Source organism: Pseudomonas sp. CFBP 8771 (genome assembly GCF_014841695.1).
In the GTDB taxonomy this organism is placed as follows: domain Bacteria; phylum Pseudomonadota; class Gammaproteobacteria; order Pseudomonadales; family Pseudomonadaceae; genus Aquipseudomonas; species Aquipseudomonas baltica.
The window spans coordinates 632,081-649,419 of sequence record NZ_JACYUJ010000002.1; the positions used below are offsets into that span (position 1 = coordinate 632,081).

Annotated in this window: 12 protein-coding genes; 6 read left to right on the forward strand and 6 right to left on the reverse strand. The window is 62.2% G+C overall.

The window, feature by feature from the left end:
• Positions 1-46: 46 nt before the first annotated feature.
• From moaE to moaC, 3 genes are read right to left on the reverse strand one after another with little or no spacing between them, the layout of a single operon-like run.
• On the reverse strand, positions 47-496 hold the full coding sequence (gene moaE / locus IFT80_RS07475) for a molybdopterin synthase catalytic subunit MoaE (protein ID WP_122479636.1): 450 nt from the start codon (positions 494-496) through the stop codon (positions 47-49).
• A 1-nt stretch (position 497) separates the two neighbouring features.
• Positions 498-740 carry a MoaD/ThiS family protein gene (locus tag IFT80_RS07480; RefSeq protein ID WP_185794119.1) on the reverse strand — a complete coding sequence of 81 codons (243 nt, stop codon included), beginning with the start codon at positions 738-740 and terminating at the stop codon, positions 498-500.
• The gene (gene moaC / locus IFT80_RS07485) at positions 737-1,210 is read right to left on the reverse strand and encodes a cyclic pyranopterin monophosphate synthase MoaC (RefSeq protein ID WP_122479638.1); all 474 of its coding nucleotides are present in this window, start codon (positions 1,208-1,210) and stop codon (positions 737-739) included. Before moaC ends, IFT80_RS07480 begins: the two co-directional genes overlap by 4 nt.
• Before the next feature lie 243 nt (positions 1,211-1,453).
• Between moaC and IFT80_RS07490 the strand changes: the two genes are divergently transcribed.
• The 4 genes from IFT80_RS07490 to IFT80_RS07505 all read left to right on the forward strand — a co-directional run bounded on the left by IFT80_RS07490 (position 1,454) and on the right by IFT80_RS07505 (position 6,433).
• Positions 1,454-1,936: a CS1 type fimbrial major subunit gene (locus IFT80_RS07490; RefSeq protein ID WP_122479639.1), complete on the forward strand. Its 483-nt coding sequence runs from the start codon at positions 1,454-1,456 to the stop codon at positions 1,934-1,936.
• A gap of 84 nt (positions 1,937-2,020) precedes the next feature.
• Positions 2,021-4,537 carry a TcfC E-set like domain-containing protein gene (locus IFT80_RS07495; RefSeq protein ID WP_192137100.1) on the forward strand — a complete coding sequence of 839 codons (2,517 nt, stop codon included), beginning with the start codon at positions 2,021-2,023 and terminating at the stop codon, positions 4,535-4,537.
• Positions 4,534-5,697, forward strand: coding sequence for a hypothetical protein (locus IFT80_RS07500; RefSeq protein WP_192137102.1), 1,164 nt, complete (start codon positions 4,534-4,536; stop codon positions 5,695-5,697). The genes IFT80_RS07495 and IFT80_RS07500 overlap by 4 nt, the downstream gene beginning before the upstream one ends.
• A gap of 10 nt (positions 5,698-5,707) precedes the next feature.
• Positions 5,708-6,433 (forward strand): molecular chaperone, encoded by a 726-nt coding sequence (locus IFT80_RS07505; RefSeq protein ID WP_192137104.1) that lies wholly within the window; start codon positions 5,708-5,710, stop codon positions 6,431-6,433.
• A gap of 56 nt (positions 6,434-6,489) precedes the next feature.
• Here IFT80_RS07505 and IFT80_RS07510 read toward each other — a convergent pair whose 3' ends face one another.
• Together IFT80_RS07510 and IFT80_RS07515 are read right to left on the reverse strand one after the other, a co-directional pair.
• On the reverse strand, positions 6,490-7,884 hold the full coding sequence (locus tag IFT80_RS07510) for a PhoH family protein (RefSeq protein ID WP_122713557.1): 1,395 nt from the start codon (positions 7,882-7,884) through the stop codon (positions 6,490-6,492).
• A 352-nt stretch (positions 7,885-8,236) separates the two neighbouring features.
• The gene (locus IFT80_RS07515) at positions 8,237-9,343 is read right to left on the reverse strand and encodes a polysaccharide deacetylase family protein (protein ID WP_192057796.1); all 1,107 of its coding nucleotides are present in this window, start codon (positions 9,341-9,343) and stop codon (positions 8,237-8,239) included.
• Between the two features lie 160 nt (positions 9,344-9,503).
• Here IFT80_RS07515 and IFT80_RS07520 point away from each other — a divergent pair, with 160 nt between their 5' ends.
• Positions 9,504-10,577: a polyamine ABC transporter substrate-binding protein gene (locus IFT80_RS07520; RefSeq protein WP_192137106.1), complete on the forward strand. Its 1,074-nt coding sequence runs from the start codon at positions 9,504-9,506 to the stop codon at positions 10,575-10,577.
• A 17-nt stretch (positions 10,578-10,594) separates the two neighbouring features.
• Here IFT80_RS07520 and IFT80_RS07525 read toward each other — a convergent pair whose 3' ends face one another.
• The gene (locus tag IFT80_RS07525) at positions 10,595-12,178 is read right to left on the reverse strand and encodes a peptide chain release factor 3 (RefSeq protein ID WP_122479646.1); all 1,584 of its coding nucleotides are present in this window, start codon (positions 12,176-12,178) and stop codon (positions 10,595-10,597) included.
• A 219-nt stretch (positions 12,179-12,397) separates the two neighbouring features.
• On the opposite strand from IFT80_RS07525, the gene IFT80_RS07530 reads away from it, so the two are divergent.
• Positions 12,398-17,143 carry a dermonecrotic toxin domain-containing protein gene (locus IFT80_RS07530; RefSeq protein WP_192137108.1) on the forward strand — a complete coding sequence of 1,582 codons (4,746 nt, stop codon included), beginning with the start codon at positions 12,398-12,400 and terminating at the stop codon, positions 17,141-17,143.
• Positions 17,144-17,339 lie beyond the last annotated feature (196 nt).

Here is a 17,339-nt window from a genome sequence, read left to right on the forward strand (position 1 = left end):
GAAAGCCGCACCGCGTTCCAACCTGCCTCAGCGCATGGGCGGACAATCACTCCCAGCGCTGCGCTGCTGCCTCGTCGCTCTCGCGTCCCTGCACCCAGCGCGGGCCATCTTCGGTATTCTCCTTTTTCCAGAACGGCGCCCGGGTCTTGAGATAGTCCATGACGAAGTCGCACGCCTGGAACGCCGCCTGACGATGGGCGCTGGCCACGCCGACGAACACGATCGGCTCGCCCGGCGCCAGCGCGCCCACCCGGTGCAGTATCGCAAGCTTGAGCAACGGCCAGCGCTGCGCCGCCTCGAAGATGATCTTGTCCAAGGCTTTTTCGGTCATGCCCGGATAATGCTCCAGCAACATCCCGCGCACTTCCAGCCCGTCGTTGAAATCGCGCACGTAGCCGACAAAGCTCACCACGGCGCCCACGCCGGTGTTGGCCTGGTGCAGGGCATTGAGTTCAGCGCCGGGGTCGAACGGCTCATGTTGCACGCGAACACTCATCTCAACCTCCGGTCACGGTGGGAAAGAATGCCACTTCATCGCCATCGAACAGCGGTTCGGCCAGCCCGCACATCTCCTGGTTGCGCGCACACATGAGGCCTTTCTCCGCGAGTACCTCGCGGTCGCCGCGCAGGATGAGAAATTCGCGCAACGCGTCGACGCTGGCGAATTCACCCGTCACCACTTCCTCGCCCGTGCCCAGCAGCTCGCGATAGCGGGCGAAATACAACACGGTGTAGTTCATGAAGCGTCCGCCTTGAAATGCCCGCTCTTGCCGCCCTGTTTCTCCAGCAGGCGCACCTGTTCGATGACCATGCCGCGGTCGACCGCCTTGCACATGTCGTAAATGGTCAGGGCCGCCACGCTGGCCGCCGTCAGCGCTTCCATCTCGACCCCGGTCTGCCCGGCCAGCTTGCAGCGAGCGGTGATCAGCACGGCGTCCGCGCCGTCGGCGGCCAGTTCGACCTTGACGCTGGTGAGCATCAGCGGGTGACAGAGCGGAATCAGGTCGCTGGTTTTCTTCGCTGCCTGAATGCCGGCGATGCGCGCCACGGCGAAGACATCGCCCTTGGGATGCTCACCCTCGACGATCATCTGCAGGGTCTGCGGCAGCATGCGGATACGCGCCTGGGCCACCGCTTCGCGGGAAGTCATGGCCTTGTCGGTGACGTCGACCATGTTGGCGCGACCTTGGGAATCGAGATGAGTCAGCACTGCCTTGCTCCTGTTCCAGAAGCGACGATTGTAGCCCCGGAACAGCTGCGTTGCACAAAACCTCGAGCGTCGCGTTGTAGGACGGATCCCACAAAGTTTGGGAACCGTCCGACTTTTTGACTGCCCTGCGCCCGGCACAATCCTCCCTCGCGCTGCCAACCGACCCGAAGAACCTCAGCCCAGGGTCGGTTCGACCAGCAGTGCGCACCTGCTGCTCATATCGAAATCAAGGAGTCGTACCCAATGAAATCTTCAGTCCTCGCGCTGCCACTGGCCCTGCTGTTCACCGGCAGTGCCATGGCCGACCAGCGTATCGATCACACCGTGACCGTGACCGCTACCGTGCCCACCGACAAATTCATCGTAGAGCCACTGGGTGGCAACTGGATGAACGAGCCACAGAACATGAGCTTCAAGCCGGTGGACGGCAGCCTGGAGCCGATCCGCAAGCAACTGACCATGAAAAGCACCAGCGGGGCCATCAAGGCCAAACTGCTCAACAGCCCGACCATGACCAGCGGGTCCAACTCCATTGGTCTGAACGTCAAGGTGGGCAACCAGGCCTTGAGCACCAGCTCTGAAATCGTCGCCAACGTAGCCGATGCTGCTGCCGGCACCGTGGTCGACTTTCTGGTGACCGCCGGCGCCAAGCCATCTGCCGGTTACGTTCCAGGCGCCTACCAGGGCACCGTCAACCTGGTCTTCGAAACGCCTGATCCGGTCTGACCTCGTTTCAAACCCCGTGTTCTGAACGTTGCCCCGCCGGGCGCCCGTGTGCCCGGCAGGGCGACCTCTGCCTGTGTGACAACCATGACTAGAATCACCCCAACGGTGTTCACCGGCCCTTTGGCGCTGGGCCTGCTGTCCTTGGTGGCACTGTCCCCGACCACCGTGACAGGCAACACGAACATCGCCACTACGGCCCTGTCGAGCCAGGCCCAGGGGTTGCCACGAGAGTTCAACGAGCATTTCTACGACGTGCCGCTGGCCGTGCACGTCGATCTGGATGGACGCGGCCTGGGTGAAGCGCTGATCACCCTGGACCGCCAGGAGCGCGTGCAACTGATCGAGTTCACCGCGGACGAAGAAGGCCGTGCGCCCGATCCGCTGCGCCAGCGATGGGCCGATTATCTGGCCGACCCCGTGCCGCTGGGCAACTGCACGCAGAGCTGCCGCGACGACCTGGTGGCTTTGCACTACAGCCTGTACGACTCGCGCCTGTCCATTCTTACCCGTACGGTGGAACGCACTGCGCAAGACCAACGCTATCACGCCCTGCCCGAGCACGGCGGTCACGGCATGATTCTGCGCAATCAGCTGAACATTTCCGCCGGACGCTTCGAACAAGTCGGGCGCTACGCGCTGCAGGGCCAAGGCAGCCTCGGTGACTGGACCACCCTGGCCCAACTGCAGGCCGATCGCAGTGACGACGACCGCTACGGTACCCGCCATCGTGTCGACCAGCTCTACGCCGAGCGCGTGGACCAGGGTCACTTCTATCGCCTCGGCTATTTCATGCCCGACGCCCAGGGCCTGACCCGCCAGCCGCGCCTGCTGGGCGACACGCCCCTGACCGCCCTAGGTGTCATGTACGGCAGCAGCGACAGCCTGGGCGTGGACAACGCCACCCCCAGCGCTACCCCCATCTATGTCACCCCGAACCGCCCCGGCGTGGTGGAGATCTACCGCAATGGCGTGCTGATCAACAGCCAGCCGGTGCAACCGGGCTTGCAAGCCATCGATACCAAAGTGCTGCCCGGCGGCATTTATGACGTCGAAGTGCGCCTGATCGAGGATGGGCAGACAACCGCCAGCAACGAAGCATTCATCTACAAGCCGTCGAACTGGAGCAACCCCGACCAGCCATGGCGCTACAACCTCTATCTGGGCCAGCGCCGCACCTTGCTCAGCAACTGGGAAGAGGACAGCGATGACAGCCTCAGCAGCGGTGTGCTGCTCAACTACCTGGCGCACTCGCGGGTGGTGCTCGGCAGCTCGCTGCAGCGCGTGGGCGACTACACCCAATACGGGCTTTCCGCCGACTGGGACGCCCTGCAAAGCACCAAGCTGTACGCCAATGTGTATCACACCGATCAACACGGCCAGGGTTACGACCTGCAGGCGCTGTGGAACTACCGTGCCGGCAACCTGGTGCTGAGCCGCAACCAGAGCTGGCAGCGCTACCCACGACTGCGCGGCGAACGCGAGCCGCGACCGGGCCAACAGGTCATCCAGACTTCACTGTCCTGGCAGCACCGAATGGATCGGCGCTTCAGCACCCATACCCGCATCGCCCGCGACGACGGTCTTTACGCCGGCACCTCCGTGGACCTGGGCCTGGTGTACCACGGCAAACTGATGGGCTCGGACGCCAACTGGCGTGCCTCGGTGTTCGACCGCCCCGGCACGCTCGCCACCGACGGCGCCCGCAATCGTGGGGTCAATTTCACCCTGAGCATGAGCCTGGGGCAGGAAGGGCGACGCCTGTCCGCTACCCTGGGTAGCCGCACGGCGCTGGACGGCAGTCGCGATCGCAACGTCTCGGTGACCTACCAGCAAAGCCTGGAGCATCACATCCTGCGCAACGTCGCCGGCACCCTCACCGGCGATCGCTACGGGGCCGCCCTGGCGGCCAATGTGCAGTTCCAGAACAGCATGGTGTACGGCGATGCCTATGTGCAGAACTCGTCCTACGACCACGCCGTCAGTGGCGGCCTGAACCTGGAAAGCACCGTCGCCGTGGGGGCCGGCAAAGCCGCCATCAGTGGTGATTTCCAACCCTACGAAGCCGGCATGATCGTCGACGTCGAATCCGACCTGGACAACCTGCGCGTGCGCGCCGACAGCCTGCAGGGCCCCAGCGCCACACTGCGGCCAGGGCGCAATATCCTGCCGTTGCGCGCCTATCGACCGGGCCAGGTGCTGATGGACTTCGAAGGCCTGGAAGCCCATGCCGCGGTGATCCAGCCGTCGAGCTTCAGTTACCACCTCAACCGTGGCGCAGTGACCTACCAGAAAGTGCGCATCATGCGCACGGTGACCGTGCTGGGGCGTCTGCTCGATGCCGGTGGTGCGCCGATCAAGGGTGCCATGGTCATCAATCATGCCAGCCGCAGCCTGAGCGAGGCGGACGGTTTCTTCGCCGTGGAAATGAGCGAATCCACGCCCACCCTGGAGGTGCGCCGCAGTGGCGCACGCCTGTGTTTCCTCAAGCTCGACGAGAAGAACGCCCAACGTGAAAACGAAGTGTTGATGGTGGGCGATCAACAGTGCAGCCCAGACACCCTCGCGGCAACCGGCAGCAATCATGAAGGAGATGCAGGATGAACATGCTTCGCGCCCTGGCAGCCACCTTGCTGCTGGCCCTGCCCTTCACACCCCAGGCTACGGCCAACGAGATAGCCTTCACTGCCCGCATCGACGGCACCCGGTTCGTCAATACGACACCCCGGGCCGACTATTGCGCGCATTTTGGAATGGGCAGTTTCTGCGCGACCTCATGGTCGACCAACCTGCCCATTACCTATCGCAAACGGGTGGATGTGAACTCACCCGATGCGCGCGACAAGGTCTACGTGCGCTTGCCCGCGCGGCGCGCCATTACCCTGCAGAACCAGCTCACTGGCGAAACCGCCACCATGTTCCTGTCCTTCTACCAGTTCAGCCAGCGGGTCAGTTGGGTGCACGAGACGGTCGTCAACGGCGCTCCCAGTGGCTGCGGTGTATTTGGCAGCCTGGGCGGTGGCCCGGGCTATTCGCGGTTTCTCTGGTATGTCATGAACAGCACCAATCCGGCTCCCTGTTTTTCGACCAAGTCTGCCAACCCGAACGTGGAGGACTCGGAATTCACCAACACCGGTATCTCGGTAAGGCCCGAGTTCCCTGCGGTGGGCTCACTGGCCCCCGGCGACTGGGAAGGCATTGCCGACTACCGTGTGGGGCTGGGCCAGGACTTCGACTTCGGCAATATCCTGGACGCCAGTACCGATCATTTCCGCGTGCGCATCAGCTTCAAGGTAATGCATGAAATGCGTGTCGACTTTCCGGCCCACGGCACCGAAATCAGGCTTGTTCCCCAAGGCAGCTGGGCCAGTGTGATGAACACCAGCAAGGCGCCGGTGCGGCTGTATCACGACTCACCGCTGCGCCTGTGGGCCGGCAGTGCCTTCAAGGTCTACCTGGCGTGCGAGCACGACACCAATCGAAATCTATGCAGGCTCAAAAACCAGACCACAGATCATTACGTGCCGGTCAACGTCGCCATTTCGCTGCCAGGCGGGTTTGGCTACGCCGGACGACCGGTGGATCGTCTGCCTTTGCTAGACCGTATCGCAAATGCCAAGACCATCGTGCCCACAGGTACCGCCAGCAATGCCCCGGGCACGCTGCATTTCGATGTCAGCAGTGACGATGCTGTCGAGATGCTGCGCTACCCCGGCGCCCGATACAGCGGGTGGGTCACCATCATCTATGACGCCAACCCTTGAGGAGCCTTCCATGAAATACCTCGCGCTACTGCTCGGCCTGACGACGTTCGACGCCTGGGCCGCACCGCAGCTGAACATCGGCAGCCTCTACGAATACTTCGACGGCAACCGCAGCACCTCGCTCAAGCGCATCTACAACAGCGGTGACACGGCAGCGTTCGTCAAGGTCAGCGTGGCCGAGCTGGTCTACGCCGCCGACGGCACCGTGACCGAAGTGCCTCTGGATGGCCTGCCGGCCGAACAGCGCACCCTGATCGCCAGCCCAGCCCGGGTGATCGTGCCGCCCAATGGCATGCAGCAGGTGCGCCTGCTGTACCGGGGCGAACGCCAGGCCGAACGCTACTTTCGCCTGCGTTTCATTCCGGTCCTTCCGGAAACCGGCGACGGCTTCGGCCTCACGAGCGAGCAAGCCCAGCAGTACAATGAGGCGCTGTCGGCCGGGGTGAGCATCCTTGCCGGCTATGGCGCGGTGATGTTCGTCAAGCCGTCGCAGACCACCTACGCCACCGAAGTGCTGCACGAGGCCGAGCGCTTCACGATCCCGAACAAAGGCAACGCCACGGTGGTACTGGATCATTTCAACGACTGCGATCGCAACGGACAGCACTGTGCCCCGCCCACCAAGCATCACATCCGGCCGGGCAAAACGCTGTCGTTCGAAAAGAAAACCGGGCGTTCCTACCGGTTCGTTCTGCAGGAAGGCCCGCGGGAGATCCCTCATGAATTCGAAGGCTAGGCTCACTGTCGGTGCCCAGGCACCGATAGCGAGTCCGTTTGCGCAGGGTTGTTGACCTACAGGTGGCTTTCGGCGTACTCGGCCAGGATCGACCGCGGTACACCCTGCAGGGTGATGTGCACGCCTTGGGGGAAGTCCTTGAAACGCTCCGTCAGATAGGTCAACCCGGAACTGGGGGCCGACAGGTAGGGGGTGTCGATCTGCGCCAGGTTGCCCAGGCAGATCACTTTGGAACCGGCACCGGCACGGGTGATGATGGTTTTCATCTGATGCGGGGTCAGGTTCTGGCACTCGTCGATCAGGATCAGGCTTTGCTGGAAACTGCGGCCTCGAATGTAGTTGAGGGATTTGAACTGCAACGGCACCTTGCTCAGGATGTAGTCGACGCTGCCGTGGGTATTTTCATCCTCCATGTGCAAGGCTTCGAGGTTGTCGGTGATGGCGCCCAGCCAAGGCTCCATCTTTTCCGCCTCGGTACCGGGCAGGAAACCGATTTCCTGGTCGAGCCCCTGCACGCTGCGGGTGGCAATGATGCGCCGGTAGCGCTTGGTCACCATGGTCTGCTCGATGGCCGCAGCGAGGGCCAGGATGGTCTTGCCCGAACCCGCCGCACCGGTCAGGTTGACCAGATGGATGTCCGGGTCCAGCAGGGCGAACAGGGCCAGCCCCTGGTAGATGTCTCGCGGCTTGAGACCCCAGGCTTCCTGATGCAGCAAGGGCTCCTGGTGCAGGTCGAGGATCATCAGCTCGTCGTCCTTGATGCCCTTGATCCAGCCGACGAAGCCTTGCTCGTCGATGATGAACTCGTTCATGTGCACCGATGGCAGCACTTCGCTCAACTGCACCCGGTGCCAGGTGCGGCCATGGTCCTGGCGCGTCTCGACCTTGCTCACGCGGTCCCAGAACGAGCCGGTCACGTTGTGATAGCCACGCGAAAGCAGCGATACGTCGTCCACCAACTGATCGGTGCTGTAGTCCTCGGCGGCAATCCCGCAGGCGCGCGCCTTGAGGCGCATGTTGATGTCTTTGGTGACCAGAATCACGCTCAGGTCGGGGTGACGCGTGTGCAGGTCGATCAACTGGTTGATGATGATGTTGTCGTTGAGGTTCTGCGGCAGCAGGTTCGAGGGCTCGGGACGCTTGTCCATCAGAATGGACAGAAAGCCCTTGGTGTTGCCGCTGACGCGCATGATCGGCACGCCGGATTCGACCACGGCCGGCGATGCATCGCCCAGGGTCTTGTCGATCAGGCGGATGGCCTGCCGGCATTCGGCAGCGACGGTCTGCTTGCCATCCTTGAGTTTGTCCAGTTCCTCCAGCACGGTCATGGGAATGGCGACACGGTGTTCTTCGAAATTCAGCAGAGCGTTTGGATCGTGGATCAGTACGTTGGTATCGAGCACATAAAGGATTGGCTGATTGGAAGAGGTGCTGCGTCCTTGTTCATCCATACTCGGTCACCTTTTTGGGAGCCTGACAACGCAATACCTGGACGGTGCTGCGCCGCGAAAAGGCCGCCGGATTCCCACATCAAGGAGCAGGACCTGCGCACAGGTGGAGAGTCTGTCGAAGACGCCACCTGTGATGCAGGGTTCGGCGGTCTGTCTTCGTAATACCGCAAAACCCATGAAGGAAAAAAGCTCTTTACGGTTTTTTGAAGTTTATTTTTCAGCGGTGCGAATAACGCTTGGCGGGTGGCGCGGACGCCGTTAGAGTCAGAAGTTGACCTGCCCCTCCTCGCCCGCGCAATTTTTCCCAAAAACCTGCCAACCCCCCGTAAATGCTGGCGTTTGCCGACTGAGCCTATTGCACATCCGCACAGGCCTGCCAGTTGATACCGGTCTGGGCGGTTTCCCGCATCAGCCAGGGCAGCGCGGTCTGCGCCTTGGCCAGGTTGTCGTGGAACACCACGATGCCGCGTCGCCACAACAGCATCAGGCTCAGCGCCCGCTCGCCAGCCTGCATGGCCGTCAGGCGGCTGTCATCGTCCATCGAATCGATGTTCCACAGCGCCACTTTCAGCCCCGCTCCGGCGAAGAATGCAGCGCTGTCGGCACGACGCTGGCCGTACGGCGGGCGAAACCAGGGCACGTAGCTGTCGGGCAGGTCGGTCTGCAGCAGGGCGATGCTGCGCAGTATCGAGTCCTGCCATTTGTCCCATTGGCCATGGGACACGTATTGCCAACCCAGGGTCGCCACGCACTGCCCGGCATACAGCGCCTGCAGCTGGGCCACCGAGGTCTTTTCGGCACGCGCCTGCAGGCTTTGTCCGGGCACGAAGAAGGTGGCGCTCCAATCCTGCGCTCGCAGGTACCCGGTCAACGCATCGGTGGAGCCATCGACCGGGCTCGGGCCGCCATCGAAGGTCAGCAGGAACGTCCGGTCGGCAAAGCCGTTGCCATCGAACTCCTGCTCCGACAACAGTTGCACCTCGCTGGTGGTCTGCGGTGAAACCGCGGCCAGACGCAACAGTTCGTTGAGATAGGCCTCGCTGAACACCTGGCCCGGCACGGCGAACCCGGAGTAGAAGGATTCGGGATCGATTCCCAGGTCGGCCGCCTGGGCGCGCAGGTCGCCTTCGCTGTCGATGGCATAGCAGAACGAGGCATCCTGTTCGCAGCTTTGCTGGGCGAGGTCGAAATTGGCCCAGAGCCGCTGCCAGAGCCGCTGGCGCAAGTCGTTGATCGCCAGCAGGTTGATCTGACGCAGGCCCAGGCGCGTGTTCAGCTGTGCTTCGTCCTGGCTTTCACTGGCCAGCAACGAGCGTGCAAACAGCAGGATGTGCGCGCGCGACGCCACGTCGAACAGCACTGGCGAATCGATGCGTTCCGGCCAGTGACTGCGGTCGAGAGTCGCCACCGGCGGCGCGGCGACGGCGGCCTGTACGGCGCATACAACGGTGGCCAGCATCCATGATACCCAACGCAACGGCGATCTCCTCGATGACAGGGTGCGCCGGGCACTATACCGCTGTCGCGGCGCAGCGCGCAGCTCTATGCAGCCACGGGCCTTCCCCCACTTCGTTTCTATGATTACAGTAGGCAATCAACGGCGGCTCAGGAATCACCACATGCTTCGCTTGGCCCTCGCCGCACTGACGCTCGTCACGCCCATGGCGTTCGCCGCCGGCACGCTCAGCATCTACAACTGGCCCGACTACATCGCCCCCGACACCCTGCCCAATTTCCAGCGCCAGACCGGCATCGAAACCCAATACAGCTCCTTCGACAGCAACGAAACCCTGGAAAAACGCCTGCGCGAAGCGCCCGGCAAGTACGACGTGATCTTCCCTTCCAACCACTTCATGAACCGCCACATCAGCGCCGGCAACCTCACGCCGCTGGACCGCACTCGCCTGCCGAACTGGAAGTACCTGAACCCCGCGCTGCTGCGCGCCCTGGAAACCAACGACCCCGGCAACCGCTACGGCTTTCCGTACCTGTGGGGCGTCAGCGGCATCGGCTACAACGTCAAGCAGATAAAGGCGGCGCTCGGCGATGATGCCCCAGTGGATTCCTGGGACCTGGTGTTCAAACCGGAAAACATCGCTCGCCTGCAGAAATGCGGGGTCGCCATCCTCGATATCGGTCCCGAACTGCTGCCCATGGCCCTCAACTACCTGGGCCTGCCCTCGCACAGCCAGAACCCTGCCGACTACGACAAGGCCCGCGCGCTGCTGCTGAGCATCAAGCCCTACGTACGCTATTTCGATTCGGTGGAGTACAGCCATCAACTGGCCGAAGGCAAGCTGTGCGCGGTAGTGGGTTTTTCCGGGGACGTACTGCAGGCGCAAACCCAGGCCAGACAGGCGGGCCAGGGCGTGGAGATCGAGTTCACGTTGCCGCGCGAGGGCTCGACCATGTGGTTCGACATGGTCGCCATCCCCGCCAATGCGCCGAACGAGGATGCTGCGTACACCTTTCTCAACTACCTGCTCGAACCCAAGGTCATGGCCGACATCACCAACAGCGTGCACTACGCCAATGGCAACGAGGGCGCCGATGAATGGGTCAACCCTGCGCTCAAGGGTGATCGGCGGATCTATCCCAGCGCCGAGGTCATGAGCAAGCTGTTCCTGCTGCAACCCATGCCCGCCGATATCGAGCAGCTACGTACCCGGACCTGGAACCAGATCCGTCACTGAGGCCCGGATCGGATCGATCAATGGTGCTCGCGGGTGGCGCGGAATTTCACGTCTGGCCAGCGTTCTTCCATCAGCGCCAGGTTGACCCGGGTCGGGGCCAGATACGTCAGGTGCCCACCGCCATCGAGGGCCAGGTTTTCCGCAGCCTTGTTGCTGAATTCCTCAAGCTTCTTCTTGTCGGCGCACTCGATCCAGCGGGCGGACCATACGGTGATCGGCTCGTAGGCACATTCCACCTTGTATTCCTCTTTGAGCCGGCTGGCGACCACGTCGAACTGCAGCACGCCGACCGCACCCAGGATGATGTCGTTGCTGCGCTCGGGGAAGAACACCTGGGTGGCGCCCTCCTCAGCCAGCTGCTGCAAGCCCTGACGCAACTGCTTGGACTTGAGCGGATCCTTGAGCCGCACTCGACGGAACAGCTCCGGGGCGAAGTGCGGAATGCCGGTGAAACCCAGGCTTTCACCCTCGCTGAAGGTGTCGCCGATCTGGATGGTGCCGTGGTTGTGCAGGCCAATGATGTCGCCGGCGAAGGCTTCCTCCAGCTGCTCGCGCTCGGAGGAGAAGAACGTCAGGGCGTCGCCAATGCGCAGGTCCTTGCCGGTGCGCACGTGGCGCATCTTCATGCCTTTCTCGTAACGGCCCGAGCAAATGCGCATGAAGGCAATACGGTCACGGTGCTTGGGGTCCATGTTCGCCTGGATCTTGAACACGAAGCCGGTGAATTTCTCTTCCACCGGTTCCACGGTCCGCTCGTTCGCCACTCGCGGCAAAGGGCGTGGCGCCCAGTTCACGACGGCGTCGAGCACATGGTCGACACCGAAGTTGCCCAGCGCCGTACCGAAGAACACCGGCGTCAATTGACCGTTCAGAAACTCGTCCTGATTGAACTCATGGCAGGCACCCTGAACCAGTTCCAGCTGTTCCACGAAACGGTCGTACTCGTCGGCCAGGTGCGCGCGCGCTTCGTCGGAGTCCAGCTTCTCGATGATCTTCACATCGGTGCGCTCGTGGCCATGGCCCGGCGTGTAAACGATGATGTAGTCGTCCGCCAGGTGATAGACGCCCTTGAAGTCGCGATAGCAGCCAATCGGCCAGGTGATCGGCGCGGCCTTGATCTTGAGCACCGCTTCGATCTCGTCGAGCAACTCGATCGGGTCGCGAATGTCACGGTCCAACTTGTTGATGAAACTGACGATCGGCGTGTCGCGCAGGCGGCAGACATCCATCAGGGCAATGGTCCGCGGTTCGACGCCTTTACCGCCGTCGAGCACCATGAGCGCCGAGTCCACTGCGGTCAGGGTGCGGTAGGTGTCTTCCGAGAAGTCTTCGTGGCCCGGGGTGTCGAGCAGGTTGACCATGTGCTCGCGATAGGGAAACTGCATCACGGAAGTCGTGATGGAGATCCCGCGCTGTTTCTCCATTTCCATCCAGTCGGAGGTCGCGTGACGGTCGGACTTGCGCGACTTCACCGTACCGGCCACGGCAATCGCCTTGCCCATCAGCAAGAGCTTCTCGGTGATGGTGGTCTTACCCGCATCCGGGTGGGAAATGATGGCGAAAGTGCGGCGCTTCGCGACTTCGGCGGCCTGTTGGGTCATGGGGGATCGCCTGGCGAGGGATAGAAAATGGGCGCGGATTATAGCCCAGTTCCAAGCGTTGAGGCCACTGTGCGCCACATCGGTTGCGGCCAGGTCTGGGCGCAGGGCTGTGCAATATCTACCACCGCGCAGCGCTGCAGCGCAGGCAACGTATCGCCTCCATCGCAGGGCTCGACACGTCGAAGCCCGCAGCGGTGCCTATTGCCCCTGGAGCTGCCAATGACGACCCCACCACTGCCCTGGTTTCACAGCCGCGCGCTGGCACAACGCTTCATGCGCCACCTTAGCGACTCATCCCACTCACTCCTGACGCCTGAAGGGACTCAATGGTTGCGCCAACTTGCCAAGCCCGAGCGCGATCACCAACCTCAGGCACAAGACGAAATGCGCGTGGACGGGTTGAGCATCATCACCGCGCAAGGAACTGCCGTCGAATTACCCATGAGCCTGTTGATCAGTACGACGCAGCACGATTGGGTGGCCCACTACCACCCAATCTGCGGCTTGAAGTTGTTCGATGATCGGCGTCGTTTGAAGCGTTACCTGCTGGATCGGTTGGCCAGCCCTGATAACGATCCGGGGCTGAGCTACCTGCTTTCGCAGGCAGAACGTCGGCTGATGCGCCTTGGCGAACTCCACGAGATGCAGGTCACGCTCATGGAAGGGTCGGTGTTCGATACCTTGATGCTGGACATTCAGCATCGTCTGAGTGAGCAGCTACGCGAGTGGCGTCAGTTGTTACTGGATCAACCAAGCTCAGAGGAGCTGGTGAGCAGTGGATCAGAGGCCGCCATGGCCAGTCTGCTCGCCCACTACTGGCGTGAAGGAGCCCCCCGATCAGAGCTGCCCGCCGAACGGCTGACCCGCCACTTGCGCACGCAGCTGATCACTGATCTTGCCCGTACGCAATGGGACGGCACGCTGCCAGCCGTTGAGCATGATCAACTCTGGGCTTGGCTGAAGGGCCAAGTCCAGCCATCGCCTCTTACCGGCTTCATCCTCCATGGATCAACTGCCGAGGGCCGCCAGCAGCCGTTGATCAATACCCTGGTACTGGCCAACGAGCGCGCGGCGGCTGCATGCTACCTGTTCAGCGCCACGAGCGGGCTGGTGCGTTACACCGACCGCTCGGCACTCCTGGCAGCACTGACCGATCTGGGGCAGCGTGCCCAATGGCTGCCCTGCGTACCCAACGCACAACAGCCGACGTTCAAGACACTGCCTATCATTGATATTGAGTTGGTAGCCGAGCCCCCCTCCTCTTTCGGTCTGGCGAGCTACACCCGACGTCTGCTGCAAGTACAGCACTCGATATTGTCCAACAGCCCACCTGCTGCATTCATGGGAGACCGCCACACGCTCTGCGAGCAAGCCCTGGGCCTGCATCAGCGCCTGGCGCCAAGCCTGCAGAGGCTCGCCGCGCCGTTCGCTGCCGACCCACGGGACAGCCCAGCCAGCTTGATGCGCCTCACCGGCGCAGCGCAAACCGACCTGCAAAAACCGCAGCGCGTGGTAAATCATCTGACCGAGCTGCAAATCCAGTACGCCGGCTATCTCAAGCGCGGCCCTGACTTGCGTGTGGCCGCACTTCAAGCCCTGGAGCTGCAATTGGCGTGCATTCTGCCAAATGGACCTCCTGCCCGTTCGCTTTACCTCATGGACTTGGAACGGCCCACTGCCGCAACGTCATGGGTCGCCAGTATCTGGGCAAACGAACCACTCGCCGCCGTTGCTGGCAGGCGTTGGCAGGTGTTCACGGTAGTTGCCGAAGGCACACGTCAGGTTCTGAATCAGCTGCCATGCCTGCTGATCGAGCACATCACCAGCCAAGCTCGGCGCAGCCTCTACCGCGAGCTGAAAACTGCACTGAGTCACCGTGAAGCCACCGGGCAGGCCTACCAACGCTCGTTGCGGCGCTGGTTGTTCAGTTTCGAATGGGCGCTACTCAAGCAGAGTCGATCAGCGACCTCGCCGCTGGTCGAAGCGTTTCTGCGCGGTGATTCCGTACAGGCTTGGCAGCACAGAAGCGGTCATCCTGCGCAAGCCAATGCCGATGCAATGATGTTGAGCCAGGCAGCCGATGCCAGCGGAACCATTGTGATCTGGGCTCATGAAACGGGCTTTCAACTCTTCGAGTCTCTGGATGCCGCGCATCGTGACGCCATGCAATGGTCTGAGCAGCCGACCGACCTCGGGCCTGGCCTGAGCAACTGGACAGCCTTTGCAGGCGATGCACTGAATACATTGAACAGCCTGGAAAGCCAGGCCCGACAACGAAGTGAGCTGCAAGCCTTCGACCAACTGCGCAACCAAGCATGGCCCTCCGACTCCTTGCCTGCTCTGCTTCGCGAGGCCATGGCGTTCGACAGCCTGCAACGGCAGATGCAGCGCATGGAAGATATGGCACGTGGCCTGGCCGCCAAAGCTGCCCTGCCTGCCTGGTTGCAGCGGGCGGCAGTCGACGACCAGCAGCACTACCTGCGCGTGCTGGGGTTGAATCTGCTGGCCAGCCCGGCCGAAGACGACTATCTGTTCGGCGTTCCTGATATCAGCAGTTATGCCCGCGGCGTGCTGCAGCACCATCTGGACAAAGACTTCACTGCAAAACGCTTCGACCCCGAAGCGATCTTCATCACCACGGCGCGATACGTGCCTGCCTTGGTACCCTCGGGTGAAATTCCTTCCAGCCTTCCCGCCGCCTCGGTCGTGCGGCGACAAAGCCTGATCGAATACGCCTTGAATCACTTCCGGGACTGGGACGACGCCATCGCCCGCATCGAACTGGGTGAGGGCCATGTGGCGCCCGCCGTGTTGAATGCCGACTACTGCCGCCGATTGGTACGGGAGGTGAATCTAGGCTCGCACTATCAGGCCCTGCTCAAACAGACCTTCGACCCCTCAGACCTCGATTACCCTCGCCGGCTAAATTTGTACGCCCGCCAGCTACCGGCGCAGTTGCTGGAGTGCGCCTGGCGAGCCCGGCTCAAGCACAACCTGCCCATGCAGGCGGTCGAACTGGTCACTCGCGTGGCCTGCATGCCGGACCCCATCTTGCGACAGCCGCTGAGCGGCCATGTCGTGTTGCTGACCCCGCTGCAATTGATCCCCAAGCCGGGAATCAAACCAGACACGTTGCCCGGCTGCTATCTGTTCAGGGCCGGTGAAGACGGCCCGCTGGTGCTGTACCTGCCCTATGAAGCCACCCATACCCTTCAAGCCTTCGACAGTGGTACGGCCCTGCTTGCCGCCCTTGCCAGCGACACTGCCCTGCAGGCGCGACTGCTCGCGCGCATGCCTGTCAGCCTGCGCCCGCGCTATGCCCATGGCGGCTTCAGCGAGCCGCACCTGGGCCGCGTTGGGGACACCGACTTCACCCTGACGCAGAGCACCTCGACAGGCCCGGAGCTGGCCTGCAACCCTATTGCCGGTAACGCGCTGCGGTACCTATTCGTCGAGAACGGCCTTTATCTGCAGGCTCTCGCCGCCACTCAACTGGTTACCACGGAGCAAGTTCGCTGGCAGGCGCTGATCAATGTGATGAGCCTGGCCTGGGAGCAACTGAGCATGTTCCTGCCGGGCAAGGTCGGGCTTGCCGTGGCCGCCTGGCAAGCCGAACTGGCGGTGCTGAACATCGCCCAGAACGTGCAGCACAACAGCTGGGGGCAAACACTGGCGCAGTTGACCTGCGTGCTTGTACAGGGACTGGCGATCAGTCAGGGGATGACGCAGCGTGCACTTCAAGACAACGTACGCGAGCGCTTCTGGCAAACCGTGCGCAGCGCCCCGGAGTACGGCCTGTCACTCGCGCGCTACGAGGCCCCCATCGAAACGCTGCGCACGTTCGTTTTTCAGCCGTCCACGTGCACTTACCTGAACATCCGCGACCAAACGCACTACATCGGCCTCAACGGCAAGGCATATCGCGCTCGCCAGGAACAGGATCGTTGGTACCTGGTCGGGCAGCGCGACGATGAACTAGGCCCTAGGTTGCTGCTGGATACCGAGCAGGCTTGGGTAATCGATCCTGGGCAGAACCTTGCAATCAGTGCTGGCGGCGTACCGAGCAGGCTAGGCAGCCAACTGGTGCGTTGGACGCTGACCCGTGATGAAATCGTCATCCATGCCGTGGGCTGCCGGCAGATCCGCCAATTGCGCCCGCACCGCGCCAGCGTCCTGCACCGGGCCCACCGCGATGCCTTGGGGTATCTGGGCAATGCGTTGGACAGCCTGCGAAGAGCACGGCTGGTCGGTAGCGTGGAAACCCATACCCTGGAAGTGCTCAAGCAGTTCTTCGGCGTCTCTCAGGTCACGGACTCATTGATCGCGCGGGTCCAAGGCGTACTGGAAAAAATGGCCCGGGTCATGGCATCGCACGCCTACTCGCCAGTAACCTCGAGACGCTACGTGATGGCAAGCCGCTTGAGCGCGCAGTCAGCCGTGGGCATTGCCTTCGTATCCGTACAGGATCCACAAGGTCAGATGTTTCTGACAGATGAATTCTTTGATTTTGAGACGGCACGTCTCCTGCCACTCGATCCGAAATACACCATCGCTGAAACGAACGCCCTGAGCAAGGCGATGGTCCTGCTGCATGAGTTCACCCATATTGCATGCAACACCCGGGACATCCACTATATCGAAGCGGCGATGCCCTATGCCGATCGGTTGCAGCCAGGCGTGAGGCGTGCGTGGCTGGAGCGTCAGCACGACGAATCGTTCTCGCACCTCACCCCCAAGCGTAAGTTGTTCATTGTCCGCGACGACACGACCGGGCAGGTGCGCGACATCCTCAACGAAGACCGCAAGGGGCGCGCCCTGATCCTGCGCCTGGCGGGCTCACCCAATCTGGACGACGCACGCCAGCGGTTTCTGATCGACGCTGACATTCGTTCAAAGATCCTGCTGAAGAATGCCGACTCGGTGACGCTGTTGATCTATCGTCTGGGAAATCGCAAAACCCCCTGACGCGGCTCGCGCCGCTGCTACAAACACCGCGAACCCCTGTAGCAGCGGCGCAAGCCGCGTCAAATGCCTTGGGTAACTCCCCCTTGAACGCCATCTCATGCAAGCTTTATGGTCATAAAAGGTGGCCAAATGCTGCCTCACTGTGGGAACCTCTCGCCGCACGGAGACGTCCACTCCCTGATTCGTTGAGTCGTCA

Excerpts from the sequence above, each read along its gene's own strand:
- IFT80_RS07525 (WP_122479646.1), bottom strand. The coding sequence starts at position 12,178 with ATGACCCAACAGGCCGCCGAAGTCGCGAAGCGCCGCACTTTCGCCATC.
- IFT80_RS07495 (WP_192137100.1), top strand. The coding sequence starts at position 2,021 with ATGACTAGAATCACCCCAACGGTGTTCACCGGCCCTTTGGCGCTGGGC.
- IFT80_RS07520 (WP_192137106.1), top strand. The coding sequence starts at position 9,504 with ATGCTTCGCTTGGCCCTCGCCGCACTGACGCTCGTCACGCCCATGGCG.
- IFT80_RS07530 (WP_192137108.1), top strand. The coding sequence starts at position 12,398 with ATGACGACCCCACCACTGCCCTGGTTTCACAGCCGCGCGCTGGCACAA.
- IFT80_RS07490 (WP_122479639.1), top strand. The coding sequence starts at position 1,454 with ATGAAATCTTCAGTCCTCGCGCTGCCACTGGCCCTGCTGTTCACCGGC.
- IFT80_RS07510 (WP_122713557.1), bottom strand. The coding sequence starts at position 7,884 with ATGGATGAACAAGGACGCAGCACCTCTTCCAATCAGCCAATCCTTTAT.
- IFT80_RS07505 (WP_192137104.1), top strand. The coding sequence starts at position 5,708 with ATGAAATACCTCGCGCTACTGCTCGGCCTGACGACGTTCGACGCCTGG.
- IFT80_RS07515 (WP_192057796.1), bottom strand. The coding sequence starts at position 9,343 with ATGCTGGCCACCGTTGTATGCGCCGTACAGGCCGCCGTCGCCGCGCCG.
- moaE (WP_122479636.1), bottom strand. The coding sequence starts at position 496 with ATGAGTGTTCGCGTGCAACATGAGCCGTTCGACCCCGGCGCTGAACTC.
- IFT80_RS07480 (WP_185794119.1), bottom strand. The coding sequence starts at position 740 with ATGAACTACACCGTGTTGTATTTCGCCCGCTATCGCGAGCTGCTGGGC.
- IFT80_RS07500 (WP_192137102.1), top strand. The coding sequence starts at position 4,534 with ATGAACATGCTTCGCGCCCTGGCAGCCACCTTGCTGCTGGCCCTGCCC.